General features: G+C 50.5%; 23 protein-coding genes. 17 read left to right on the top strand and 6 right to left on the bottom strand.

Annotated elements, in window-relative coordinates; all coding sequences use genetic code 11:
* Positions 1–68: 68 nt before the first annotated feature.
* From MKX70_RS22985 to tnpB, 4 genes are all read left to right on the top strand, one after another.
* Positions 69–482 (top strand): bacteriohemerythrin, encoded by a 414-nt coding sequence (locus tag MKX70_RS22985; RefSeq protein ID WP_081956521.1) that lies wholly within the window; start codon positions 69–71, stop codon positions 480–482.
* Positions 483–549: 67 nt separating this feature from the next.
* Positions 550–828, top strand: coding sequence for an HIT family protein (locus MKX70_RS22980; protein ID WP_081956522.1), 279 nt, complete (start codon positions 550–552; stop codon positions 826–828).
* A 126-nt stretch (positions 829–954) separates the two neighbouring features.
* Positions 955–1,353 (top strand): IS200/IS605 family transposase, encoded by a 399-nt coding sequence (gene tnpA, locus MKX70_RS22975; protein ID WP_156123092.1) that lies wholly within the window; start codon positions 955–957, stop codon positions 1,351–1,353.
* A gap of 9 nt (positions 1,354–1,362) precedes the next feature.
* Positions 1,363–2,436, top strand: a complete 1,074-nt coding sequence (gene tnpB, locus MKX70_RS22970; RefSeq protein WP_340786466.1) for an IS200/IS605 family element RNA-guided endonuclease TnpB — start codon at positions 1,363–1,365, stop codon at positions 2,434–2,436.
* 234 nt (positions 2,437–2,670) lie between these two features.
* Here tnpB and MKX70_RS22965 read toward each other — a convergent pair whose 3' ends face one another.
* Positions 2,671–2,934 (bottom strand): hypothetical protein, encoded by a 264-nt coding sequence (locus MKX70_RS22965; protein ID WP_340786465.1) that lies wholly within the window; start codon positions 2,932–2,934, stop codon positions 2,671–2,673.
* 206 nt (positions 2,935–3,140) lie between these two features.
* Between MKX70_RS22965 and MKX70_RS22960 the strand changes: the two genes are divergently transcribed.
* The gene (locus tag MKX70_RS22960; protein WP_340790204.1) at positions 3,141–4,331 is read left to right on the top strand and encodes a metallophosphoesterase; all 1,191 of its coding nucleotides are present in this window, start codon (positions 3,141–3,143) and stop codon (positions 4,329–4,331) included.
* A 439-nt stretch (positions 4,332–4,770) separates the two neighbouring features.
* On the opposite strand, the gene MKX70_RS22955 is transcribed toward MKX70_RS22960, so the two are convergent.
* From MKX70_RS22955 to MKX70_RS22945, 3 genes are all read right to left on the bottom strand, one after another.
* On the bottom strand, positions 4,771–5,703 hold the full coding sequence (locus MKX70_RS22955; protein ID WP_081956614.1) for an IS3 family transposase: 933 nt from the start codon (positions 5,701–5,703) through the stop codon (positions 4,771–4,773).
* 5 nt (positions 5,704–5,708) lie between these two features.
* Positions 5,709–6,023, bottom strand: coding sequence for a helix-turn-helix domain-containing protein (locus MKX70_RS22950; RefSeq protein WP_052415919.1), 315 nt, complete (start codon positions 6,021–6,023; stop codon positions 5,709–5,711).
* A gap of 195 nt (positions 6,024–6,218) precedes the next feature.
* A complete protein-coding gene (locus tag MKX70_RS22945) occupies positions 6,219–7,349 on the bottom strand; it encodes an IS4 family transposase (protein WP_340782749.1) in 1,131 nt (376 codons plus the stop codon).
* A 496-nt stretch (positions 7,350–7,845) separates the two neighbouring features.
* On the opposite strand from MKX70_RS22945, the gene MKX70_RS22940 reads away from it, so the two are divergent.
* The 6 genes from MKX70_RS22940 to MKX70_RS22915 all read left to right on the top strand — a co-directional run bounded on the left by MKX70_RS22940 (position 7,846) and on the right by MKX70_RS22915 (position 13,287).
* Positions 7,846–8,400: a MarR family winged helix-turn-helix transcriptional regulator gene (locus MKX70_RS22940; protein ID WP_331281918.1), complete on the top strand. Its 555-nt coding sequence runs from the start codon at positions 7,846–7,848 to the stop codon at positions 8,398–8,400.
* Between the two features lie 2 nt (positions 8,401–8,402).
* A complete protein-coding gene (locus tag MKX70_RS22935) occupies positions 8,403–9,236 on the top strand; it encodes an NAD(P)H-binding protein (RefSeq protein ID WP_340840817.1) in 834 nt (277 codons plus the stop codon).
* Positions 9,237–9,308: 72 nt separating this feature from the next.
* Positions 9,309–9,986, top strand: coding sequence for a response regulator transcription factor (locus MKX70_RS22930; protein WP_039292716.1), 678 nt, complete (start codon positions 9,309–9,311; stop codon positions 9,984–9,986).
* Positions 9,983–11,368: a sensor histidine kinase gene (locus tag MKX70_RS22925; protein WP_340840816.1), complete on the top strand. Its 1,386-nt coding sequence runs from the start codon at positions 9,983–9,985 to the stop codon at positions 11,366–11,368. Before MKX70_RS22930 ends, MKX70_RS22925 begins: the two co-directional genes overlap by 4 nt.
* Positions 11,369–11,485: 117 nt before the next feature.
* Positions 11,486–12,613 carry an ABC transporter permease gene (locus MKX70_RS22920; protein ID WP_042236240.1) on the top strand — a complete coding sequence of 376 codons (1,128 nt, stop codon included), beginning with the start codon at positions 11,486–11,488 and terminating at the stop codon, positions 12,611–12,613.
* Complete coding sequence (locus MKX70_RS22915; protein ID WP_042236243.1) at positions 12,610–13,287, top strand: ABC transporter ATP-binding protein; 678 nt, start codon at positions 12,610–12,612, stop codon at positions 13,285–13,287. Before MKX70_RS22920 ends, MKX70_RS22915 begins: the two co-directional genes overlap by 4 nt.
* Before the next feature lie 219 nt (positions 13,288–13,506).
* Here MKX70_RS22915 and MKX70_RS22910 read toward each other — a convergent pair whose 3' ends face one another.
* Positions 13,507–14,076, bottom strand: coding sequence for a TetR/AcrR family transcriptional regulator (locus MKX70_RS22910; protein WP_340840815.1), 570 nt, complete (start codon positions 14,074–14,076; stop codon positions 13,507–13,509).
* 120 nt (positions 14,077–14,196) lie between these two features.
* Here MKX70_RS22910 and MKX70_RS22905 point away from each other — a divergent pair, with 120 nt between their 5' ends.
* Both MKX70_RS22905 and MKX70_RS22900 read left to right on the top strand, forming a co-directional pair.
* Entirely contained in the window at positions 14,197–15,207 is a 1,011-nt protein-coding gene (locus MKX70_RS22905; protein WP_340840814.1) for an NADP-dependent oxidoreductase, read from the top strand.
* A gap of 89 nt (positions 15,208–15,296) precedes the next feature.
* Positions 15,297–15,596: a putative quinol monooxygenase gene (locus MKX70_RS22900; protein WP_340786450.1), complete on the top strand. Its 300-nt coding sequence runs from the start codon at positions 15,297–15,299 to the stop codon at positions 15,594–15,596.
* Positions 15,597–15,947: 351 nt separating this feature from the next.
* On the opposite strand, the gene MKX70_RS22895 is transcribed toward MKX70_RS22900, so the two are convergent.
* On the bottom strand, positions 15,948–16,649 hold the full coding sequence (locus MKX70_RS22895; RefSeq protein WP_340840812.1) for an HAD family hydrolase: 702 nt from the start codon (positions 16,647–16,649) through the stop codon (positions 15,948–15,950).
* A 361-nt stretch (positions 16,650–17,010) separates the two neighbouring features.
* On the opposite strand from MKX70_RS22895, the gene MKX70_RS22890 reads away from it, so the two are divergent.
* From MKX70_RS22890 to MKX70_RS22875, 4 genes are all read left to right on the top strand, one after another.
* Positions 17,011–19,263, top strand: a complete 2,253-nt coding sequence (locus MKX70_RS22890; RefSeq protein ID WP_340840811.1) for a hypothetical protein — start codon at positions 17,011–17,013, stop codon at positions 19,261–19,263.
* 158 nt (positions 19,264–19,421) lie between these two features.
* Positions 19,422–22,424 (top strand): glycosyl hydrolase, encoded by a 3,003-nt coding sequence (locus MKX70_RS22885; RefSeq protein ID WP_340840810.1) that lies wholly within the window; start codon positions 19,422–19,424, stop codon positions 22,422–22,424.
* Positions 22,425–22,563: 139 nt separating this feature from the next.
* Positions 22,564–23,526: an ABC transporter permease gene (locus MKX70_RS22880; RefSeq protein WP_042236258.1), complete on the top strand. Its 963-nt coding sequence runs from the start codon at positions 22,564–22,566 to the stop codon at positions 23,524–23,526.
* A 76-nt stretch (positions 23,527–23,602) separates the two neighbouring features.
* The gene (locus MKX70_RS22875) at positions 23,603–24,502 is read left to right on the top strand and encodes a carbohydrate ABC transporter permease (RefSeq protein ID WP_042137056.1); all 900 of its coding nucleotides are present in this window, start codon (positions 23,603–23,605) and stop codon (positions 24,500–24,502) included.
* Positions 24,503–24,534: the final 32 nt, after the last annotated feature.

Below are 24,534 nucleotides of genomic sequence, written 5' to 3'. Positions count from 1 at the left end.
TATGCGGAAAAGTGGACAATAAATTATGCTTTTCATTATGTAATTTATTGTAAAGGGTAGGTGAGTCATTGATTACCTGGAAGGATTCATATGACATCGGAGTAGAGAAGATTGACTGCCAGCACAGACAGCTGCTTGTGAAGCTGAATGACTTTTTTGAAGCATGTACCAATCAGCAGGGCAAAGAGAAGATCGAAGAAACACTGAAATTCCTCAAGGACTACACCGTGGAGCATTTCGGCAGTGAAGAGCAATTGATGAAGGACATCGACTTCCCTGAACTGACAGAACACCAGAAGACGCATGCTGAATTCGTACAGACCGTTCTGGATCTGGAAGAGAGCATTAAGACCAAAGGGGTATCCGTATTGTCAACAATCAAGCTTAACCGAACTTTGACTGACTGGCTGATTAATCATATTCACAAATGTGACAAGCTGATCGGGGACTGTATCGCTGCAAAAGGTAACAAAGCCGTTTAACTACATAATCCGGAACACGAAGATGCCGCAGGGCATTTTCTTTTTTTAGAGGGGAGAGAGGCGCAATATGGATTGCCTGGGATGCAGAATCGCTAAGGGTATTGAACCAGACCTGAATATTATACTGGAAAATGAACTTATCACTTGTGTCCTTGATATCGCTCCGTTCAATGAAGGGCATACCCTGATTCTTCCTAAAAAGCATTACCTGGATACTGACGAGCTGGACCCGGAAACCGCGCATGCGGTTATGGATGCTTCGCAGAAGGTTACTGCGCTGCTCAAAAGCTTGTACAAACCGGATGGGATTAGAATTTGTGCTGACGGCGGTAAATTTAACAGTTAGCTGTCAGAATTCCCCCACTTCTCTAAGTGGCGGGATGAATGTCAGCGGTCTTTCTCATAGACAAATACAACCTAAAATATTACAATAAAAGTATTCAGTAGTATTATGAAATAGGTTGTGATATCCGTGGAATTAGACACAAATAATCATTCAGTATTCTCTCTTCATTATCATCTTGTTCTAGTCGTGAAGTACCGCAGAAAAGTAATAGACGATGACATTTCGAATCGGTTACAAGAGATATTTGAGTCTATTCAGCCTAATTACAATATCACCCTGCAGGAATGGAAGCATGACAAGGATCATGTTCACATTCTAATGAAAGCTCACCCCAATAGCGATATTTCTAAATTTCTGAACGCTTATAAGAGTGCATCCTCCCGTCTAATTAAGAAAGAATTTCCTGTAATTCGTCAACAGCTGTGGAAGGAATATTTCTGGTCCAGAAGTTATTGTCTACTGACGACTGGCGGTGCGCCGATTGAAGTCATCCGGAAGTACATCGAATCTCAAGGTCAGAAATGAGGTGGACAGGTGTTAAAGGCTTATAAGTATCGAATCCATCCCACCTATAAGCAAGAGCAGTACTTCACTAAAGTATTCGGCGCAGTTCGCTTCATCTACAATCGAATGCTTGCAGATAAGATTGAACATTACAAGCAAACGGAAACGATGCTCAAAACGACACCTGCGCCCTACAAAAAGGATTTTGCCTGGCTGAAAGAAGTGGATAGTCTAGCCTTAGCCAATGCCCAGCTTCACTTGGACAAGGCATATCAGAATTTCTTCCGTGAACCGAACGTGGGATTTCCAAAATTCAAGAGCAAGAAGAGGAATAGCCATAGCTTCACAACCAATAACCAGAAGGGAACCATTTCCATTACAGATGGAAGGATCAAAATTCCTAAACTAAAAACGAAAATCAAAATCAAGCTGCACCGTCCATTCGAGGGACGTATTAAATCATGCACCATTTCCAAAACACCCACGGGAAAATATTACGCTTCCGTATTGGTGGAAACGGATATCATCCCATTGCCCCCACTCGAGACGAAGATCGGTGTGGATCTGGGGTTGAAAGACTTTGCGATTCCTTCACATGGCGAAATCATACCGAATCCGAAGTACTTGCGGAAGTCTGAACAACGATTAGCCAAGCTGCAAAAGGACTTGTCACGAAAGAAGAAAGGGAGCCGTAACCGGTATAAAGCAAGGCTGAAGGTCGCCAGACTGCATGAAAAAATAGCGAATCAACGGAAAGACTTTTTGCACAAAACGTCCACCCAAATGATAAACGAAAACCAAGTGATCGTGATGGAGGACTTGCGTGTAAAGAACATGATGCAGAATCATAAGTTAGCCAAAGCCATATCCGAAGTGTCTTGGAGCCTGTTCAGAGACATGCTGACCTACAAAGCGAAATGGTACGGCAGAGAATTAATCATTGCCCCCAAACACTTTGCAAGCAGTCAATTGTGTTCCTGCTGTGGCTACAAAAATGCAGAAGTCAAGAACCTAGCCGTACGGGAGTGGTCCTGTCCTGCCTGTCATACAGAGCATGACAGAGACCGGAATGCGGCACTGAATCTTCTACAACTAGCCATGTAAATGGCCATTAGCGGGTTAGGAACTAGCCTATAAGCTTGGGTAAACTTGGAGCAGTAGCTCTATTGACCAAGAAGCACCCACCTCTTAGGTGGTGTGTAGTTCACCGATCTGACCCATTACCATATGCATGTTGTTCCAAGGTACGAGGGTGATGGGATGGCCTGGAGTGAGCCCTTGCACCCGGATGGTGCAGAGACACGGTTAAACGAGACTAAAGGGAAAATTCTGAAAGCATTAAGTGAAGTATAAATGGAGCCTGCTGGGCTCTTTTTTACTGTGCATACACAGCTTAATAATCTTCCAGCAGTAATTTTTTATCTTCAGGCAGAAGTTTGCAGCAAATGCTGATGGATCTTGTTTGGTATGCTCGATTGAATCAATCAACAATCCAAGTCCATCATCGTCTAGCTTATGTTCACTAGTTGCCACCTTTTGTGTATCAGAGTAATCAAACCTCATGAAGTAAGGATCAATGTTTTTCATAAAAGTATGATCCAAGGAAATCCTCACCTTTCTCCCGCTTAACGTAAATAGTTGCTCAACTGTTACATAGAACGGATTCGTTTTTATTCTGCAAAGTTCCTGATGTGTCTAAGATTTTTCATAGTGGCAGAGCACAATTTATACCTCTCGAATACTTTGTGATATGATCTGAAGTAGATATTATAGAAACTTACCTTAAGGGAGTGGATAGGGTGAAAAACATGCGCATGCTGGCTTCGGGAATTATCATGCTTCTTGTGCTTGGACTTGTTAATTTCTACATTGGATGGCATCTGTGGGTTCTGCTCCAGGAATGGCTGCCGGGTATTCATGCTGCTGCGTACTGGCCTGTCTTTCTTGTGATTGCCTTCTCTTATATTATTGGCAGAGTTCCGTTGCCGAAGGCGCTTAAGCCGGTTGGCCGGTTGTTCAAGGTGGTCGGCTCCTATTATTTGGCCTGTATGGAGTTTGCCGTGCTTCTGCTGCCGTTGACCGATCTGGTATATGGAGTGCTGGCGCTCACTGGTGTGGGCCTCTCGGCGTTTGTGACCGAAGCTGGAGCTACCGTGCTGGCACTGCTTGCCGTATTCCTGCTATGGGGTTCACGTAATGCCTGGAGTACAGTGGTGCGGAGCCACAGACTGAAAGTCGATAAGTCTATCGGAACCAGCGTTCCGCTGACGGTAGCTGTAGCCTCTGACCTGCATTTGGGCAACATTGTCGGGAACCGGCATTTACGCCGGATGGTCTCGGAGATTAATGCGATGAATCCCGATATCGTGCTTCTGGCCGGAGATGTGCTGGATGACAGCATCGAACCTTTTATCCGCAATGGAATGGACCAGCAGTTGAAGCAGCTTAAGGCACGTTACGGGGTCTATGCTGTGCTGGGGAATCATGAGTATTATGGCGGTTCGATTGCGCAGTACACCGAAGTGATGAAGAACATAGGCATTAAAGTTCTGCAGGATGAGGTTGTGGAAACCTCGGGAGTATACGTTGTGGGCCGCAAAGACAAGACGGCGGAGGCGATGGAAGCGGGTGGACGGCTCAGTGTAGACGCTCTGCTGGACGGACTTGACCGCACGAAGCCGATTATTATGATGGATCATCAGCCGACCGGCTTCGAGCTTGCTGCGCGGGCTGGCGTGGATGTACTGCTGTCGGGACATACCCACCGCGGGCAGATTGCTCCGAATCACTGGATTACGAGACGCCTGTTCGAGCTGGACTGGGGTTATCTGCTCAAAGACAAGCTGCATGTCATTGTCTCCTCCGGTTACGGAACCTGGGGACCGCCGATCCGTCTGGCCAGCCGCTCTGAGCTGATCAAGCTGGAGGTTGTTCTGGAGGGTAGTATGAGCTACAACGATGAACCAGTAACTTCAACGGCTAAGGCGGTATTGATCTAAAAGATCCTCTAGTGGAGGCGACATAATTGTACGTGAGCCAGCTACTGTGTTCTGTACCATCCACCGTGACTGTACCATCTACTGGAACTGACCCATCTGTCGGATTTGAACCATCTACTGGAACTGACCCATCTACGGTAACTGTACCATCTATCGGAAGTGTACCATCTACCGTAACTTGTACCTTTTGACGTCCTTCGTGTGCCTTCCGCCTTGCCCCCTACCTTCGACTGAAGGATAGGGGGTTTTATTTATGCGAAAAGTGGAACATAGCAGGCCTGATCCGATCAAACGAGGGAGAAATCATGCAGAAAGTACAACAATTCGAATTCGATCTCGCTAATTTACCGGGAATCTTGCACAAACTACAACAATTCGGTGCGACCCCCTTATCCCGGAGTCCTCCGTATAAAATCGGTACTTGTCGTAGCCTTGCTCTTTATTTCGCTTTTTCTCTCGGCCAGAAGAAGCAGGACTGGTCTTCTAGGGTCAGCACCCACTCCGCAAAGGTAGCTGGCGGCATGTTGCGAAGACTCGTATGCATTCTGCGGTTATTGTAAAAGTCCATGTACCGGTCCACGGCTTCATAGGCCTCTTCGAACGTGTCGAAGGCCTCTTTGCGGAACAAATCCCGATCGATATTGCTGTGGAACGATTCAATAAAAGCATTTAAATCCGGCGTTCGAGGCGGAATGCGTTCATGGGTCATCTCCCAGCTTTCACACATGTCGCCAAACAGATGGCTGATGAACTGGGGGCCGTTGTCGGTGCGGATCACCGGGCGCGCGCTGCCAGGGGCGCAGTGTTGCTCCATGGCGCGTCCCAGCGTCTGGCAGGCGTGCTTGGCCTCACACGACGATCCTCGGTGATACCCGACGATAACCCGGGTAAACACATCGATAATGCTCAGGACGAAGAAATGCCGGTCCCGGCCCGCCACATACCCGTATTTAATGTCCATCTGCCAGAGCTGGCCCGCTCCGGTAATGACTCGGTTCTCCGGCAGCTTCCGGGGATGCTTAAAGCGCTTCTGACGCTGGGGCTGCAGGATCTCCAGCGCCTGACACAGCCGGTAGCTTTTCTTGTGGTTGAGCCTCAGCCCGTGCTGGTTCCACAAGCACTTGGCCAGCAGTTTGTACCCGTACACGTGCTCTTCTCCAGCGACCAGTTCCAGGAGCATTTCCTGGATCTGCTCGTCGCTAATCTTCTCTCCCGACTCGGTCAGGGAGTAGCCGGGTAGGGGTCTTCCACGCCCCTGGGGGACGGCCTGTGCCTCCTGCTTCTTGCGTTTCTTACGGTCGTAGTACGTAGACTCTGCTAGCCCCACGAGACGGAGCACCAAGGCTGCGGTATTCCCCTGCTTAATGAACATATCGGCTACCTCGATTTTTTCGGATAAGCAGGGGTTGGCTTTTTTAGCAGTTCACGCAGAATCTCAATCTCTAACTCCTTTTCACCGAGCATCTTGACGGCCTTCTCATATTTCTGCTCGACGTCCAGCAGGCGCTTCCGTTCCTCCACCTGGTCCTGGGGATACGGATGATCTTGCTCCCCATGGGCTTCCCGGTAATCCCTCACCCACTGATTCACCGTTGATGGAGTCACCCCATACTTTCGGGCAACCACCGCCGCCTTAATGCCAGACAACACCTCTTGCGCTGCCTTCTCTCTTGTTCCTGTTAAGTGTCCCATTCCGTTCATCCTCCTCCTGTATCTAGTCTACATTTTTGTGGGGGAGGACTCCAACTTCTTTAGGGGGCTGTGGAGAATTCAGTCCGATAACCGGCTGAATCGTAAGAATCGTTGTGAAAAGTACAAGAATAACCATTTTTACAAGTGAATTAAGAAAAAATCTTGCATTTAATACAGGCCTGTTGATTCCCCATATTATGGGATGGATATAATTCCCAAAACCCCTTTGTTCCTGAGCAGACTAAGTTGAACCTGCCACTCCAGCGGAAGACTAAATATACGCCAATGCTGCATAAATTCCCAAAGGGTCAGTTGAGCAAAGGCAGGCACGTTGGGGTGGATTTCATCATAAACGCGTTTCAGAAGCACATAGACAGCAAGGGCCACAAACAATTGGCTGTATACCGCATTTTCGGTGGTTCCAAATAGACATGGCACGTTCAGATGCTGTTTAATCCAGCGGAAAAAGACTTCAATTTCCCAGCGTGCCTTGTAGATTTCAGCGATCACATGAGCGGACTCTTTTCTCAAATCGGTCACGACCCGTACGACTTCACCCCGGTCATTTTCAAATTCTACGACCCGGTGGCGCTGAGCAGATTGGCACTTCCCTTGACCGATATAACAAGTAATATCACGAACAATTTTCGTTTCTCCCTCTGCGGGTCGCTGGAGTTCTCTTGGCTTCACCAAATGGAGATTGTCTTTGAGCCGAATCACAAACGACTGGCCCTGGAGCACATATTGATCCAATCTGCTGATTTTTCCATACGCCCGATCCTGTACCAAAATGTAGTCCGTATCTGCCAAGACTTCTCCAAACGGAGCGTCATTGCGCTTCGCGATCGATTCCTTCACGTTCAGGGGTGAACGCTGGCCATGCGAAAGAGCAACATGCAGCTTAATACCCCCTCTGAATTTTTTGTACGAGGCCCAAGGCATTCGAGAGTTCGCTGCCGTGACCGTAGTCGAGTCAATCAGCAAAAGATCTTTAGGAAGATTCAAATGCCGCCGGGTTTGGCGGTTACATTTCGTGACGAGCAGTTGAAAGATACGTTTGAAGATTTCGTAAGGGACTTCACCGGCCTTGCCGGAAAGGGTGGAGTAATGAATTTCTGGCAAGTCAAAGCTTGGGCCTAAGCGGGCACTCTGCCGGAATCCGTCCCATTTGTGGTAGCAGGCTTGGACAAAGTAATCGAGCAGCAACCCGACGGTCATTTTGGTTCCTCTATCCACGTAGTCCTCGGTTTGTCCGGTCACCATTTGGACTTCTTCCGGTGTTAACACTTGTTTGAAAACGGCTAAAAATGGGGTATATTTATTCATGAGGTCGCCTCATTTCGGTTTGGTTTGGTCGTACTTACCATTACCCGAAATGGCGGCCTTTTTCGTCCCTTTTTTTGGGAAATCAACACGCCTACATTTAATACAACAATCCGGGCTTAGTCCGGTTAAATCACCAGTAATCCTGCGCAAGATCCGAATGAATACCCAACCGAATGCCTAAACCAACCGAGTACTGAAATCGTATGATCAAAACCCAAACTATGTGTCATTAAAATGGCTTTTAGTTTAAACCCACATCTACCGGGGGGCACTGATGCAACATTTTGACAATAAGAGCTGGTTGAGTTATTCTCTACTTAAATATAGTTAAGCTATTAACTATAATTAGTTTGCATCGTTAAGGGACCTTAAGAAGCGTTAAGAGGCGTTAAGAGGCGTTATGTCTCGTTAAGAGGCGTTATGTCTCGTTAAGAGGCGTTATGTCTCAATAAAGGGCGATATGGACAAAACTTTGAATGATAGAATGGGTGAGCGGATGAATAAACCAGCCGACGAACAATTGAACGGACTGATGGATGATTCTATGAATGGACTTATGAGTGAAAGAATGAATGATCGGCTGGATGCACGGATGGATGCACTGCAAAAGTATGTGCTGGAGCTGCCGCTCCACAATGAGGTTTTCTTCGCTATGGTGGGAGCGACAGCCCATGCAGTAGCCGTATCCGAGAAATACTGGCAGGCTCAAGGGCTGAACGGGGCAAGAATTCGCGTACTGGTAGAGATTGCGAAGCAAGGGGGAGCGATACTGCCTTCACTGCTCGCTGAGAGAATCGGTGTAACCAAAGCCAATATCAGCCTCCTGCTCACTCCGCTGGAGAAAGACGGTTATATCTCCCGTGCGGATCATGCCAAGGATGGACGCAAGACGGTGATTTCGATTACCGAAGCTGGCCGCGTCCTGCTGTCTGAACAGTTGCCTGGAAACCGGGAAGCTGTTGCCAGCGTGATGAAGCGTCTGGATGAAACGGAGCTGCACCAGCTGCTGGGTCTGCTGAACAAATTGAGCGAACATACAAGGGAGAGATAAGAATGAAGATAATGATTACTGGCGCTACCGGACAATTGGGAAGTCTGATCATAGAAAATTTGCGCAGCCGTATCCCCGCAGAACAGCTTGTAGCCGGAGTGCGGAAGCTGGAGCAGGCGGCGTATCTACGGGAGCAAGGCGTAGAAGTCCGTTATGCCGATTACGATGTGACGGAATCGCTGGACGAAGCTTTTCGCGGGATATCCCGGCTGCTGCTAATCTCCAGCTCGAATACGGATGACGGCATACGTCTGATCCAGCACAAGCGGGTCATTGATGCTGCTAAGCGAAGCGGTGTCGGGCATATTCTCTATACGGGTTTTGCTTTTCCCCGGCAGAGATCTGAGCAGAGCAATCCGGACAATGTGCACACGCTAACCGAGCAGGCGATTATAGACTCCGGACTGGAATATACCTTTTTGCGCAATGCCTTATACATTGATTTCGTAGGAGTGCTGGGGCTGAAGGAAGCTCTGTCCAGCGGGGAATTGATTACCGCTCCGGGTGAATGGAAGTTCAATTCGGTAACCCGTGGAGATCTTGCGCTGGCAGCTGCGGCTGTGCTTCTTGAAGGAGAACCAGGCAATCCTATTTATGAGCTGGCCGCTGCACATACCTGGGATTTTGTTGATCTGACTGAAGTATTAACCGGGGTTGCCGGGAAGCCCGTGGTACACCGTCAGGATGCCGCAGCTCAGCACTGGATCTATGCTTTTATGAGCAAGCTGGATACCTCATCCACTTCAGGAGACTTGGAACGGCTAATGGGGCGTCCTGTCACACCGCTGAAGGAGAGCATTATGCCTTTTCTCACAAGAACGGGTGAAGGCTCATAGGCTTGTCTTAAGAATGGTTTGTTGCTAGTATGATGTCATTGAATTCGGCAAGCCCGGAGGGAGAGCTTACAGTTGAAAAAAATTATAGTAGCCGACGATGATGTCCATATCCGCACGCTGCTGCGGCATGTCTTGACGAGAGAGGGGTATCATGTCCTGGAAGCCGGCGACGGCCGGGAAGCGGTAACCCTGATGCAGGAGCAGACAGTGGATCTCGCGGTAGTGGATGTGATGATGCCGCACATGGATGGTCTGGAGCTATGCTCGTACATAAGGGAAACTTACGATATTCCGGTGATCCTCCTGACGGCCCGCCAACAGCTCAGCGACAAGGAGCAGGGGTATCTGCGCGGGACGGATGATTATGTGACCAAGCCTTTTGAACCGGAGGAGCTGCTGTTCCGCATTAAGGCACTGTTCCGCCGCTATTCGATTGCCTCTGACGATAAAATCCGCCTGAACTCACTGGTGATTGACCGAAAGAATTATGAGATCAGTGACGGGAATGAGGTGCTTTTGCTGCCGGTGAAGGAATTCGAGCTGCTGGCCCAGCTGGCGCAATATCCCGGACGGCTATTCTCGCGCAGTGAGCTGATCGAACGGGTCTGGGGAGCAGATTATGAGGGGGATGAGCGGACGGTAGATGTGCATATCAAACGGCTGCGCCAGCGGTTCAGCGACTACCAGAATGATTTCACGATTCGCACCGTACGCGGGATTGGCTACAAAGTGGACATGGTGAACACATGAGATCGCTGTATGTAAGAATGAGTATTGTGTTCTGCTCGGTTATAGTGATCAGCAGTGTACTGGGGTTCCTCGTCTCCAATCTCTATTATCAGGCCAAAATCAAACCGCAGAACGATGCTAAGCTGACCAAAATGGCCATCGGCTTGCAGCAGTTCATTCAGGACCACCCGGATGCGGTGGAGGAGTATCTGCTGAGTACAGCCTCGTTAGGGTACAAGATGTATCTGTCCAATGACAACGGCGATGAACAATTCTACGGCCTGCCTTTCCGCAAAAATGACCTGCAGGAGGGAGCGCTGCAAAAGGTGCTGGCGGGGGGCATTTACCACGGAGTCGGTAATTTCCCCAGCTCAGCATTTATCACTGGCTTCTTCGATAATCAGCTCAGCAATTCGATTGGTGTACCTGTTCAGATCACCGGACAGACTTATGCATTGTTCATGCGTCCGGATGCTGAGGTGCAGTTTGGGGAGCTGCGGATCTTTTTTGCCGTGCTGATTGGCGTCATTATCTTATTCAGCCTGTGGTTCATGCTCATTACAGTATTCCATGTGGTGAAGCCCATAACGCGGCTAACCGAGGCTACGCTCAAAATATCCAAAGGCAGGTACGACATCAAATTATATACCGCCCGGCGCGATGAAATCGGCCAGCTGGCCTCCCATTTCATGACGATGAGCCGGGAGCTGGAACGCACGAACCGGGCGCGTCAGGAATTTGTCGCCAATGTCTCGCATGAAATTGAATCTCCGCTGACGTCCATCCAGGGCTTTGCCCATGCGCTCAAAGACGGTACACTGCCCGAACCCCAGAGGCTGGAGTACCTGTCGATCATTGATGAAGAGAGCCGCCGGCTATCCGTGCTCAGCAAGCAGCTGCTCACTTTATCCTCACTCGACTATGAAGAACATGCCCTGCAGAAGCGAAGCTTCGACCTCCGTGCCCAGCTCCGCCAGGTCATGCAGATTATGGAATGGCATCTTACAGAGAAGGAGCTTGCGGTCCGGCTGCACGTAGCTGAAATTACACTGGAAGGCGACCCTAACCTGCTCTATCAGGTATGGATGAACCTGGTCTCGAATGCCGTGAAGTACACTCCGGCGGGCGGCACAATCAGCATTGCAGCACGTGCAGACGATCATACGTGTACTGTAACGGTGACGGATAACGGTGAAGGGATTCCTGCGGAGCAGCTGCCGATGATCTTCGACCGGTTCTACAAAGTGGATCAGGCGCGCACCCGTGACAGCAACAGCAGCGGGCTGGGGCTGGCCATTGCACAGAAGATTATCCAGGCGCATAACGGTACAATCGAGGTGGCAAGTACAGTTGGAGAGGGCACCACTTTTACTGTCACTTTGCCCAGCCACTATTCAGAGTGAGCAGACGTATAGTAACAGATGAACTATTGTTCAATCTGTATAATGTAATTCTTTATTCATACTCCGTTCATTTTCATCCTCTAAACTGTGGATATACAGATTAGAAGGAGTGGTTATATGTTTTTGGCTTTACGGGAGATGAGGCATTCCAAAGCACGCTACAGCCTCATAATGGTGATTATGCTGCTGGTTTCGTTTCTGGTCCTGTTCGTAACGGGCCTGGCCAGAGGACTTGCCTATGCAAATATCTCGGCACTGGAGAATATGCCTGCGAATTATTTTGTCGTGCAGAGCGACGCTGACCATACGTTTAGACGTTCACAATTAGGCGATTCGGAGCTTGCAGCAGCCCGTGCGGTAGCCGGGGAGGCGAAGGCAACTCCGCTTGGCGTGCAGACCAGTACTATTACTGCTGCCGATGCGGATGTGAAGGCGGACATTACTTTTTTTGCCGTAGATATGGCGGGGATGCTGGCTCCTGAAGTGAAGGATGGTGCTGGAATCACCAATGAAGTTCAAGGGAGTGCCGTGGTAGATTCGAAGCTGGAAGAGTCCGGTGTCACGATCGGCAGTACAATCAGTGATCAGGCAACGGGCATGAGCTGGACGGTTAGCGGTTTTGTGAAAGACAGCTCTTACAGCCATACGCCGGTGGTATATATTAACCAGCTGGATTGGCAGGCCATGAAGCAAGGGGCGGTCCAGAGCGGCAGCAGTTCAAGTAATTCAAGTGATGCTCCTTACAACGTTATTGCGCTAAAAGTATCTTCTGCACAGGCATCTGAAATTGCCGGACAGCAGCAGGCGGTAGAGGTGATTACCCAGAAACAGGCGATTTCCAGTGTCCCCGGATATGCGGCTGAACAGAATTCTCTGCTTATGATGATAGCCTTCCTGTTCATTATTGCTGCAGTTGTACTTGCCGTATTCTTCTACGTCATCACAATCCAGAAGACCAGCCAGTTCGGTATTCTTAAGGCAATGGGTACCAAAATGTCCTATTTAGCCTGGAGCGTGGTCGGCCAAGTCCTGATTCTGTCTGTAGCCAGTCTGGCACTGAGCCTGCTGCTTACGTTCGGAATGAATATGGGGCTGCCGGATGCGATGCCGTTCCAGCTGGACGGGCAGACGATGATTCTGACCAGCCTGCTGTTCATCGGAATGTCACTGCTGGGTTCACTGATATCTGTAGCAAGAGTAGCCAAGGTGGATGCCTTGGAAGCGATAGGGAGGACTGGAGCATGAGCGCCAAATTAATCATGAAGCAAGTGACCAAAACCTACGGGGACGGAGACGGGGCAATGACTGTTCTGAATAACCTGGATTTTACGGTAAACGAAGGTGAATTCGTAGCGGTATTGGGTCCTTCAGGGTCCGGCAAAAGCACTTTTCTCTCTGCCGCCGGTGCTCTGCTCACCCCAACAAGCGGGGAAATCTTCATCGATGGTGAATCACTGCGTGACAAAGACAAAGGGGCTTTGACGGAGCTGAGGCTGCAAAAGATCGGGTTCATGTTCCAGAGCGCACAGCTGCTGCCTTTCCTGAAGGTGGAGGAACAGCTGCTCTATGTTGCCAAGCTGGCCAAGCTCACCACGAAGGAAGCCAAGGTTCGGGCAACCTATCTGCTGAAGCGTCTGGAAATCTGGGAGCGGCGCAATCAGTATCCCGAGCAGTTGTCCGGCGGTGAGAAGCAGCGTGTGGCCATTGCCCGGGCGTGGATGAACAAACCGGCTATCCTGTTCGCAGATGAGCCGACAGCGAGTCTGGATTACAGCCGCGGCAGAGAAGTAGTGCGGATGATCGCCGATGAGGTGCGGAGCGAAGGCAAGGCAGCTGTCATGGTAACCCACGATGACCGCATGCTGGAGTGGTGCGACCGTGTGCTTCATCTGGAGGATGGCGTGCTGGTTCAAGCCTAGGTTATGATTTGAGTGGATAGTGAGACTGAATCCCGGGGACGGGGTTCAGTTTTTTTTTTAGTTAGGAAGATGATGTACATCAGTTGTGGACAAATAAGTTTTAGACGATCCATAAAATGAAGCAGCGGTAGAAGAAGACTGCATAGATAAAGTCTTCTTCTGCCGCTGTTGTTGTTTAACTAACCTCCACTATGGGTCCAACCTGCCCTAAGTTCGCAGCTATGCCTTGAAATCGCTGCTCGCTCCATTCGTTAGAATTGCGCTCACAATAATACTAAAAACATGCTCAGCTCGTGGCACTGACGAGGGCTGGTCGCCGAGCCACGCAAGTGCAGCAGCTAGCGCGAACAGGTCATCACCGTTCATGTCGGTACGCGCAAGTCCCCTGGACTGAGCGCGAACGAGAAGCCGTGCACCTGCCTCTCGTAACGTGACGCACGAAGCGTGGAGTGCGGACTCCGTGTCCTCCATAGCCTCAACCATAACTGACACAACACCCTGATAGATCCCAGTGAATGTAACGACCTCACGTAGCCAAGACACAAGTGCATCACCGGGTGAATCCGCAGTCTCGAGCTCACATGCCTTTACGGTCAACTCGTCGAAACCTGCACGGAGCAATGTATCAAGCAGCGCCTCTCTGGTCGGAAAATGACGATATAGTGTGCCGAGCCCGACACCAGCTCTGCGTGCGATATCGCGCAGCGAGGCATCGGCGCCGTGCTCAGTTACAACGACGTTCGCGATTGTCAGTATGTGCTCATAGTTTTTCTTTGCATCGGATCGCATAGTTATCCCCCCTTGACAATAGGAGCAGTGCTCCGTATAATCATAAGCGGAACGGTGATCCGTTTAAACGGAGCGCTGCTCTGGTAAGTATAACTCATTTGCATGAAGGGAGAAAGCCAGATGTCTAAAGATACAATGAAAGCAATTCGTCAGTATGAATTCGGCGGCCCAGAGGTACTGCGTTACGAGGAGGCGCCTTTTCCCGAGCTGAAACCAGGTGAGGTGCTGGTCCGCGTTCACGCGGTTGGCATCAATCCGCCTGACTGGTATTTGCGCGAAGGGTATAAGGATCTTCCTCCTGAGTGGCAGCCAGCGGTGTCCTTTCCCTTGATTCTGGGGTCGGACGTGTCGGGCGTCGTCGAGGCGGTAGCTAGGGATGTGCATGGCTTCTCCGTCGGCGATGAAGTTTTCGGTATGGTTCGTTTTCCTAGTATGGGGGAGAGCACTGCTTATGCCGAGTACGTCACCGCACCAGCATCAGATCTTGCGCTGAAACCGGCTGGCATCGATCACGTGCTTGCTGCAGGAGCGCCAATGGCAGGTCTCACCGGATGGCAGTTCCTGATGGAGCTGGGGCATAGTGAAGCGAATCCGTTTCAACCGGAGCCGCATCGTCCGGTGCCGCTTAAGGGCAAGACGGTACTCATCAATGGCGCTGCGGGCGGCGTGGGGCATATAGCGGTACAACTGGCTAAATGGCAGGGCGCGCATGTCATCGCGGTCGCATCGGGTAAACATGAGTCATTCCTGCGCGGGCTTGGTGCTGACGAATTCATTGATTATACCAAAAACTCTCCTGAGGATATCGCCAAAGACGTTGATCTCGTCCTCGATACCCTTGGTGGTCCAACAACCGGTCGATTCTTGCGCACGCTCAAGCGAGGCGGAGCTTTGTTCCCGGTATTCATAGGCTTCTCTGACGCTGAGGAAGCCGCGAAACTGGGCATCACGGTATCAATGACCCAGGTGCGCTCCAATGGTCCGCAGTTGGCGGAATTAGGACGCTTACTCGACGCGGGGACGGTTCGCGTCGCCATTGATAGTACATTCCCACTCTCCGATGCTCGCAAGGCGCATGAGCGGGTATCCGGTGGACACATTCAAGGCAAAATCGTGCTCACGATCGTGTAAGGACGGCAGCTCGAACGATTATCACTCTCTAAGCAGAATTAGAATTAGTTATGAAACAATTTACTCACTTAAGAAAAGGATGAACAGCAATGATGATACTCATGGGTTACGCTCACCTAGATCCATCTGATGTGAATGAGTTCACTGCAGAAGTTCAGGCCGTTGTTTCCAGCACGAGAGCTGAAAAGGGATGCCTGTTTTATGCCTTTACTTTGGAAGATGCACGCACCGGACGTATGCTGACTGTCCAGCGGTGGCAAGATCAAGAATCGCTGACGGCCCATGTTGAAAGACATGAGTCAGCGCCGTTTTTGAAAAAGTGGGGGAACAAGATGACAATGGACATTCTAAAATACGACGTCTCGAACGAGCGCTCATTTATGGAGTGAAAAAGTTGTTTAGACCGGGGGACTCCCCCAATCTCTAACAGAAAAGAACAGAACGTGAAGTTTCCCACTCATTCGGCTTTTGTTATCCAATTGCGGGCACTAGTTTCATTTTCCACTACTAAAAGAGATTTGAGCTGTTCTTGGCAACAGAAGTAAGAAGGATCCGCTGCGGCGGATCCTTCTGCTTTGTATTAATAAAGTATCGGCTCCTTAAACGAAACTGCCCGTTAGCTTAATAGGCATCTAATGATTTCGCCTGCCTATTGTCATAGCGCTATCGTTCCCGTCAGCGGAATTACATAAGATCAATGTACGTGTGCATAAAATACAATGTTAAATCAATTTCTAATTTTATAAATATAACAACAAATCGGAAAACTTCTTAATGTTTAGATGTTTTGTACTTTCATCAGAGTTTGGTCTTGAAAGGGTTAAAACTGATTGCATACCCAAGGTTGATGCACTATCTAAGTTCTTTTCATAATCATCGATAAATACTGTTTCTATTGCTGGCAAATTCATAGCCTCAAGTGCGTGTCTAAACATGCCAAGACTTGGCTTAGTTTCTCCAAGTTCAAAACTAAGTGTCATAGTATCAAAATAATCATATATACCTGCATTTTTTAAGACCCTTTTAATTGATGGGTCAGTATCTGAAATAACTCCAATCTTATACTTTTCTTTCAGACCTCGAATTGTCTTCTTTGTATTATCAAAAAAAACGTAATTAGAATCGTTATACACTCTATCATATGCAATAATTTCAGCTTGTTCGTATGTAATATCGATTTCTGGTAACATTTCTGCAATCGTTTTATAGTAATTAATATACCTTTCAAGCTCCTCATTTTCAGTTTTGTAAATTTCATTTTTAACGTATTCATTTGCTTTTGAAATTACAGTATTAAATTTATCTTGTGGTATTGACCATAGAATTTGTGGATTTATATATTCCAAAGCTTTTACTGTTATTCTCCAATCACCTGTTGCTGGACGGAAAATTGTCCAACCAAGGTCAAAAAATATACCGCGAACAGGTTTTATTATAGTCATTTCAAATCCCCCTACTTTATCTTTTTATGAAATGATAATGGTAAAAAACCTTTTGTAAAAGAGAATTTAATCTGTGCTTATTTCCTATTTTAGATTCTCATTGAGGCATATAGCCTGCCTGCTTACGAAAGTATACTGCCCGTTAGCTTGATGAAACCCGGTCAGACGAATACTTTATTCTTGAATACAGTACGGCCACTTTGTCCTGATTTAGGCAATTATGAATTTAGAAAAGAAGCAGCAGCTTTGTACTGCGATTCACATTCTTTGTTCAGCGGTAGATATCGTTGCTGCCGGGGATGCCGCTCTGGTCAGCTCCAAGTTATGCTTAGAGGAACTGGAGCGAGGGGGAGAAGCTGACATGGAAAATTCATTAAATCTGCCAGGTGTCTTGCTGCCGGCGGCGCTGGGCGGAGGCGGTTATATTACCGGCCTTCTGCAGCATCCGGCGGACAACCGTGTATTATATGCCCGCTGTGATGTGGCGGGCGTCTTCCGCAGCAGTGATGGCGGGGAGAGCTGGGAGACCCTGAACCGGGGATTGACCCAGGCTTACCACCATCAGGTGCAGAGCTTTGCCATTAGCAGTCATCACCCGGAGGTGATGTTCCGCTGCTGCGGCGAAGTGAGGAGCAGGACCTTCTACGGCGCGGTGCACAAGTCGGCAGATGGCGGGAACAGCTGGTATGAGGTCTGCGGCGGGATGGGCTTCTACGGCAACGGGCCGACCCGGATGTACGGGGAGGTCATTGCCGTAGATCCCTTTCATCCCGGAATTGTAGCGGCCGGCGGGTATACCGGCGGACTCTGGATCAGCAGGGATGAAGGAGAGAGCTGGGAGCAGAGCAGCCTTCCGGAGGAGCGTTTCGGGTGTGTAGCTTTTCACCCGGATCAGCCGGGTATGTTATATGCCGGAACGATCAGCGATGAGGAGCTGAATATGGATTATGCCGATCCGGGGGAGTACGGCATATTAGGACTGCTGCAGGACCGCCCACGGGGGAAGGCGGGCAGGCTGTATCTCAGCCGTGACTCGGGACAATCGTGGGAGCTGCTGGTTGAAGGTCCCAGCTTTGCCGGGCTGTCATTCGACAGCCGGGACCCGCAGCGGCTGCTGGCCGCCTGCATCTGGGGCGGCATCAAGAGCAGTGCAGACGGAGGGCAGACCTGGCAGTCTGCCGGAGAAGGTCTGCTGAAGGGAGAGCAGCGGTACGGGACCCTTGTCCAGGATTGGCATGTCCCGGAGCGCTGGTATACAGCACCTGATCTGCGCCCGCAGATGCAGGACATCCCGCCGATACCGCTGTATGTTACAGACGATGGCGCGGAGCGGTGGAGACTGCTGCATCATCACAGGGATAATGATTTAAGCGGCTTTCCGGCATACATGGACAGCTTTAACGGAGGTTCACGGGCTTCTGCTGCCGGCTGGGCGATCTCCAAGATTATCGTAGACCGGTTCACACCAGGCCGCCTCTATCTCTGCAACTGGTATGGGGTAGCCTACAGCGGAGATGGCGGAATAACCTGGCGGGCCGGGCAGTTCCGGGGGCTTGAGACCACCTGCATGGAAGCGGTGGTAGCAGATAAGCTGCAGCCACGCAAGTTCTGTGTCACCATGGCGGACCATTCTCCGAAGGTGACCGAGGATGGCGGTCTCTCCTTCCGCAATCTGCCCGGACTGTCCGGCTATTCCGGAAGCTCTGCGGCTGTTAATTCCGCAGCAGATCCGGGATTGTATCTGTACGGCCTCATCGGCCACGGCAATACAGCCTGTATCGCTGTATACCACGATGGTGAAGACCGTGCCCGAGCAGCTTTAACACTGGGTCCCGGGTTATTCGTGCAGGCTTTGCGTGAGGACGGCAATCAGCCGGGCACCTATTATGCCTATGTGGACGGGGCAGTCAGTGCAGGCGCAGGAATCTACCGGTCGCGGGACGGCGGCACTTCATGGGACCGCACAGCTTTTCGGCCTCCGGCTTATGTGGAGACACTTCCGCATCAGAAGCGCTGGATTGAAGCCGAACTGCTGTCCGTTGTAGTCTATCAGGTTAAGAATGCCTGCGGGTCCAACCAGCTCATGGATACGAATCCGCATCTGGCAGGACAGCTAATTGCCGGAGAAGCCACGGAGGGGATTTGGCAATCCTCAGACCATGGTGACACCTGGGATTTCATAGGAGAGGGGCTTCCTTTTCAGCATGGCGGCCCGGCTTCAATACTGAGCGCAGTGGCGTACTCCCCCTCCTGTCCGGGGACAATCTATGCGGGGTTTATTTCGGAAGGGCTATGGCGCAGCAGTGACGGCGGACAGAGCTGGCACAAGCTGTTTCCGGTTATGGCAGGCAAGCTCTTCAATGTATCAGCACTCTGTGTTGGGCGGGGTGAACACGGAGAGGATGTGCTGATATCGGCCAGCGAACCGATGGTCCGGACCTCCACAGAATCTGAAATGGCCTGGAGCCGGGATGGGGGAGATACCTGGGAGGAGTGGGAGCATGCCCCGCTTGGAGCTGTCCGCTGGAAGGGGATTGCGCTTGATTGTGAGGTCAGACAAGTGCTTGCCGTCACCTGCGGCAACGGTGCTTTCCGCGGGACAATCAGCCTGTAGCGGGTATTGCTGCTTTTAACTGCGTTGTCATTGCTGAAACACAGTTTTCGTTGCTGCGGGTTCTTGTTGAGTCTCTAGGAAAACGCTTACATTTGATGGGCCGGACGATGTAATCATCGAATATAATCCGGCTCTATTCAAATGGAGGACTGAACAAAGTGGCTGCACGAACGAGCAAAAAATGGTTGCATGGTTGCCTGGCCCTCGCTCTGTTTGTTGCATCAATTCTCCTGCCGCCAGCGGTATCTTATTCGGCAGGGGAGAATCTGCTTGGAAATCCCGGCTTCGAAGCGGGAGATGTGTCGTGGGAGAAATGGGGGAGTCCGGTGGTGACAACCGCCGAGAAGCATGGTGGCACGAAGAGTCTTCAGGTGAAGCGGAATACAGGCGGGGCATCTGCGTCCGTAGCAGTGCAGGAAGGTAAAACCTACAGGGTAGGCTTGTGGGTCAAATTCGCAGGAACGGGAGTGACGAGTGCGGCGATCGATCTGGATGCCTTCGGCAGTCAGCAGACGAAGCAATATCTCTTTTTCTCCGGTTCGACCCAGTGGGAGTATAAGCAGCTGCTGTACACACCGGCTCCCGGGGTGCAGTACATCCGTTTCTCCTTCTGGAACAGCACCAGCAAAGATTACTATATTGATGACGCTTTGATCCGGGAGAATGTTGACATTGAACGGCCGTCAACTCCCGGAACCTGGACAGCCGAGCATGAGCCGGATTCACTTAAGCTGACCTGGGCGGGCTCTACAGATGATATGGCGGTCGAATCTTACCAGCTGTCTTACAAAAAAACAGAAGACTCCGGCTGGAATACCTTATCGGTTCCGCATCTGGAGACCGTTACCTCGTACACCTATACTTTGCAGAACCTTGAACCGTTCTCTGTATACGCTATCATGCTGCGTTCCAGAGATACGGCCGGCAATACATCCGGTGCTGTGATGGGCATGGAGGCAACGCCGGGCGTGAATCTGCTAACTAATGGCGGTTTCGAAACGGCTTCGATCAGCCCGTGGACCGAAACGGGAACAGTGCAGACAATAACCTACGGAACATACGCTGGACAATATGCGGCGCGGTTGACGGACAATTCGGCAATCAGAAGCGAGGAGATTCCTGTATACGGGGAAGACTCTTATCTGGTTTCCTACTGGACCAGGTCAGCAGCTGTACCCCCGCTAGCATCTACCGTAAGCCTCAGTGTCTATCAGGAATCCTCTGAAACTGAGCATCCGCTGATCACAAATACTGCTATGGTATGGGCACGCTCGGAGAATCAGCTGCGGATAACAGGTTCCACCGAATATATGCAGCTGACAGCAAAGAATCAGACGGGGACGGATCAGTTCCTGGATCAGGTATATATCGGCAAGCTGCCGGAGCTTCCAGAGGACCTTGCACCTGGGGCGCCCGCAGGGTTTACCGTGAACCGTACAGATGGTGTATCCGCTGATCTGGAGTGGCTGGCAGCTACGGGTCCTTTTGGTGTGAAGAATTATAGCATTACCTTCAAAAAGGCGGCGGATACTGAATGGAGCAATATAACGGTGCCTTATGTTCCTGGCCAATCCTTGTATGCCTATAAGCTGGAAGGTCTGTCACCTGAGAGTCTTTATGAGGTGAAGGTGACAGCAGTCAGCGAAGGGACGGCAGTGTCAGCGGCGAGTTCACTTGAGCTCACTACCGGCAAGATGTTCCCGGTGAATCCGGGAGCATCGGAGGAAGCGGTGGCCCTTCTGGACCGGCTCTATGCCACGGTCGGCAATGCTGTGTACACGGGGCAGCATAACTATTACGAAGCGCCATCCCTTTGGTATGATACGGCAGCAGAATTGACCGGATATTATCCGGCAATCTGGGGTTCGGATTTCGCCTATTATACCAGCGGGGATTTCAGCGCCCTGCGCCAGGCCATGATTGACGAGGCTATCAACAAAGGTCATACGGGCAGCATTATTACCCTGACGTATCATGAGCCCCGTCCTATGGACTCTGCCACCGCCGGATGGGAAAGTGTCACAGGAGATGTAACAGCAGCTCAGATGGCGGAGATTGTTACTCCGGGGACTGCACTCTACAATCAGTGGGCTGCTCAAGTGGATGAAGTTGCAGGATATCTTGCTCAGCTGAGAGACGAAGGCATTCCGGTGCTGTGGCGGCCGTATCATGAGATGAATGCCGAATTCTTCTGGTGGGGCGCGCGGCCGGAGCTGTTCAGGCAGCTGTGGGACAATATGTATGACCGTTTCACCCATCTGCATGGTCTGGATAATCTGATCTGGGTATGGAGCCCGAATGCCGAGAGCTCATGGGCCTATGATTCTGCTCCTTATTATCCCGGTCATGATGCGGTAGATGTGCTGGCGATGGATATCTATAACAACGATTACCGGGATACGTATTACAACAAGCTTGTGCAGCTTAGCGGCGGCAGACCGATTGCTATCGGGGAGAACGGGGAACTGCCGGACATGGATATGCTGCGGGAGAAGCAGCCCCGGTATGCGTATTTCATGACCTGGTCGCAATATTTGACCGACAAAAATTCTCTCAGTGCCATTCAAGCGCTCTATAGCAATCCGCGTGCGCTCCATAACGGCGAAACAGGCAACGGTCCGTATGTACCGCCGCCTGCGGACAGTTATCTCATTGATGATTTCGAGCAGTACGGCAGCTCGAACAGCAGCCTGCGTGCCAAATGGCAGCGGAATGTCTCCGGTAACCTGGCAACGATCACGCTGGACACTTACCATCTGAACAGCGGCATCTACGGGCTTAAGCTGGACTATACGGTAGGCAATCCCGGCTATGCGGGAGTCTACCGCAGCATGGGCAAGGAATGGCCGGGGATGGAAGCCATTTCCTTCTGGCTGCAGCCGGATGGCTCGAACCGGCAGCTTGCGGTTCAGTTTCATGAGACGAACGGTGAGGTATGGGAAGCGAGTATTCCGGTTCAAGGCACAACGCCAGTGCTTGTTAGCATTCCTTTTACCGAATTCCTGCGGCCCGGCTGGTCTACCGGCGGCAACGGCGTCATCGATCTGGGTTCTATTAAAGAGTTCGCCTTCTATATTGCCCAAGGCAGCGGGGCACAGGGCAGCGGAACACTGTATATAGACGATGTAAAAGCTATCAAATTGCCCGTGGAGGAAGAATAAGCCCACTGTAACTAACTCAACCAGCCGGAGTGATCCGGAAAAATCTCCGTTGCTGGACCACAGTTTTCGTTGGCTGCGCTACTGGTAGCTCCTTCCTGGAGATCATAGAATGAAGGTGTAAAGCAAAGAAACAGGAAGGATGACCAATGTGGAAATCGAGCGGAGATTGCCTGTCCGGAAGAAAGGAAAATCAGTATATTGGTGCAATAACTGGATCAGACAATGGGATCTTCAGCTGATGGTAGTGCCTGCTTTGATCTTCATTTTTATTTTCAGTTACCTGCCCATGTACGGAGTTCTAATGGCTTTCCAGGATTATCAGCTGTTCGGCGGATTTTTACACAGCCCATGGGTGGGACTGAAGCATTTCGAGGCTTTCTTCAATTCCCCGGACTTCTGGAGAGTCATGCGCAACACGATGGTGATCAGTCTGCTGAAGCTCTGCTTCGGCTTCCCGGCACCGATACTGCTGGCGCTGATGTTGAATGAAGTCCGGAGTATGATGTTCAAGCGGGTCGTGCAGACCGTAAGCTATCTGCCGCATTTTCTCTCGTGGGTGATCGTCGGCGGTTTCGTAGGCTCGATGCTGTCGACTGATAATGGAAGCGTTAACATGCTGCTGATGAGCCTGAATCTAACCTCTGAACCGATCAGCTTTCTGTCTGTGCCGGAGTATTTCTGGAGTATTCTCGTTGGGACGGGGATGTGGAAAGAGATGGGGTTTGCCGCCATTGTCTATCTGGCTGCCATTGCCGGAATTGATCCGCATCTGTATGAAGCCGCTTCCATCGACGGGGCAGGGAGATTCAAGCAGATCCAGCTGATCACACTGCCATGTATCCGGCCAGTCATTATCATCTTCATGATTCTGGCGGTGGGTAATATTCTTAACGCCGGGTTTGAAGATATTCTCATTCTGGCCACGAATCCGATTCTCCGTGATGTGTCGGATGTAATCGATACCTATGTGTACCGGATGGGGATTCTGAATAACCGCTTCTCATACGCGGCAGCAGCAGGGTTGTTCAAGGCAGTTGTCAGTGTAACACTGCTGGCGCTGGCCAATAAGGCAGCCAGAAAAATGGGCTCCAGCCTATGGTGAGCGAAGCAGCATCAAAGCGGTATAGATGCAGAAATGTTCATGAAATCAGACGCTGCGGGGAAAGGGGTTACAGGTTATGATGAAGCTGTCAACGGGGGATAAAGTGCTGCAGCTGTTCATTTATATCATTCTGATCCTGCTGGGCTTCGTCACCCTGTATCCCTTCTGGAATTCCCTGGTTATATCTTTCAATATGGGCTCGGATACATCGCTGGGCGGCATCACGTTCTGGCCCCGGGTCCCAACGTTTGATAACTATGAGGTCGTCTTCCAGGACAGCCGGATCGGGCAGGCGTTCATGATATCCATTCTGAGAACGCTAACCGGAACGATCCTGTCCGTGCTGTTCACGGCTATCCTGGCTTACGGACTATCACGTCATGAGCTGATCGGACGCAGGTTCTATATGGTCTTCTGCATCATTACAATGTATTTCAGCGGCGGCTTAATTCCTACCTTTCTGCTGCTGCGGGAGTTTGGCATGATGGACACCTTTTGGGTTCTCGTTATTCCCGGCTTAATCAGTGTATATAATATGATTATTTTCCGGACCTTCTTTCTTGGCCTGCCGGCGGGACTGGCGGAATCGGCACGGATTGACGGCTGCAACCATATCGGTGTGCTGATCCGCATCGTCCTTCCCATATCGGGTCCCGTCGTGGCAACCCTGTCCCTTTTTACCGCCGTCTATCACTGGAATGACTGGTTCTCAGCCAGCATTTATATTAACGATCCCAGCCTGATTCCGATCCAGACGCTGCTGAAGCAGATCCTGAGCTCCAATATTGTGACCGATCAGCTTCAGTCCGTCGGCAATGCGGCAGCCCAGGACCGTCTGGCTTTGGTGCAGTCTGTCACCACCAAGTCGCTGATTATGGCTACCACTATGGTGGCAACGCTGCCGATCATTATGGTGTATCCGTTTCTGCAAAAATATTTTGTCAAAGGGGTACTCATCGGTTCCTTGAAAGAGTAGCGCAGATTTCTTGAACTCACATGTAGAGAGGG

This window comes from Paenibacillus sp. FSL R7-0312 (assembly GCF_038004445.1).
Lineage (GTDB): Bacteria > Bacillota > Bacilli > Paenibacillales > Paenibacillaceae > Paenibacillus_AQ.
The sequence above is the reverse complement of the archived record's forward strand: the minus strand, read 5'-3'. Positions and strand labels throughout refer to the sequence as shown.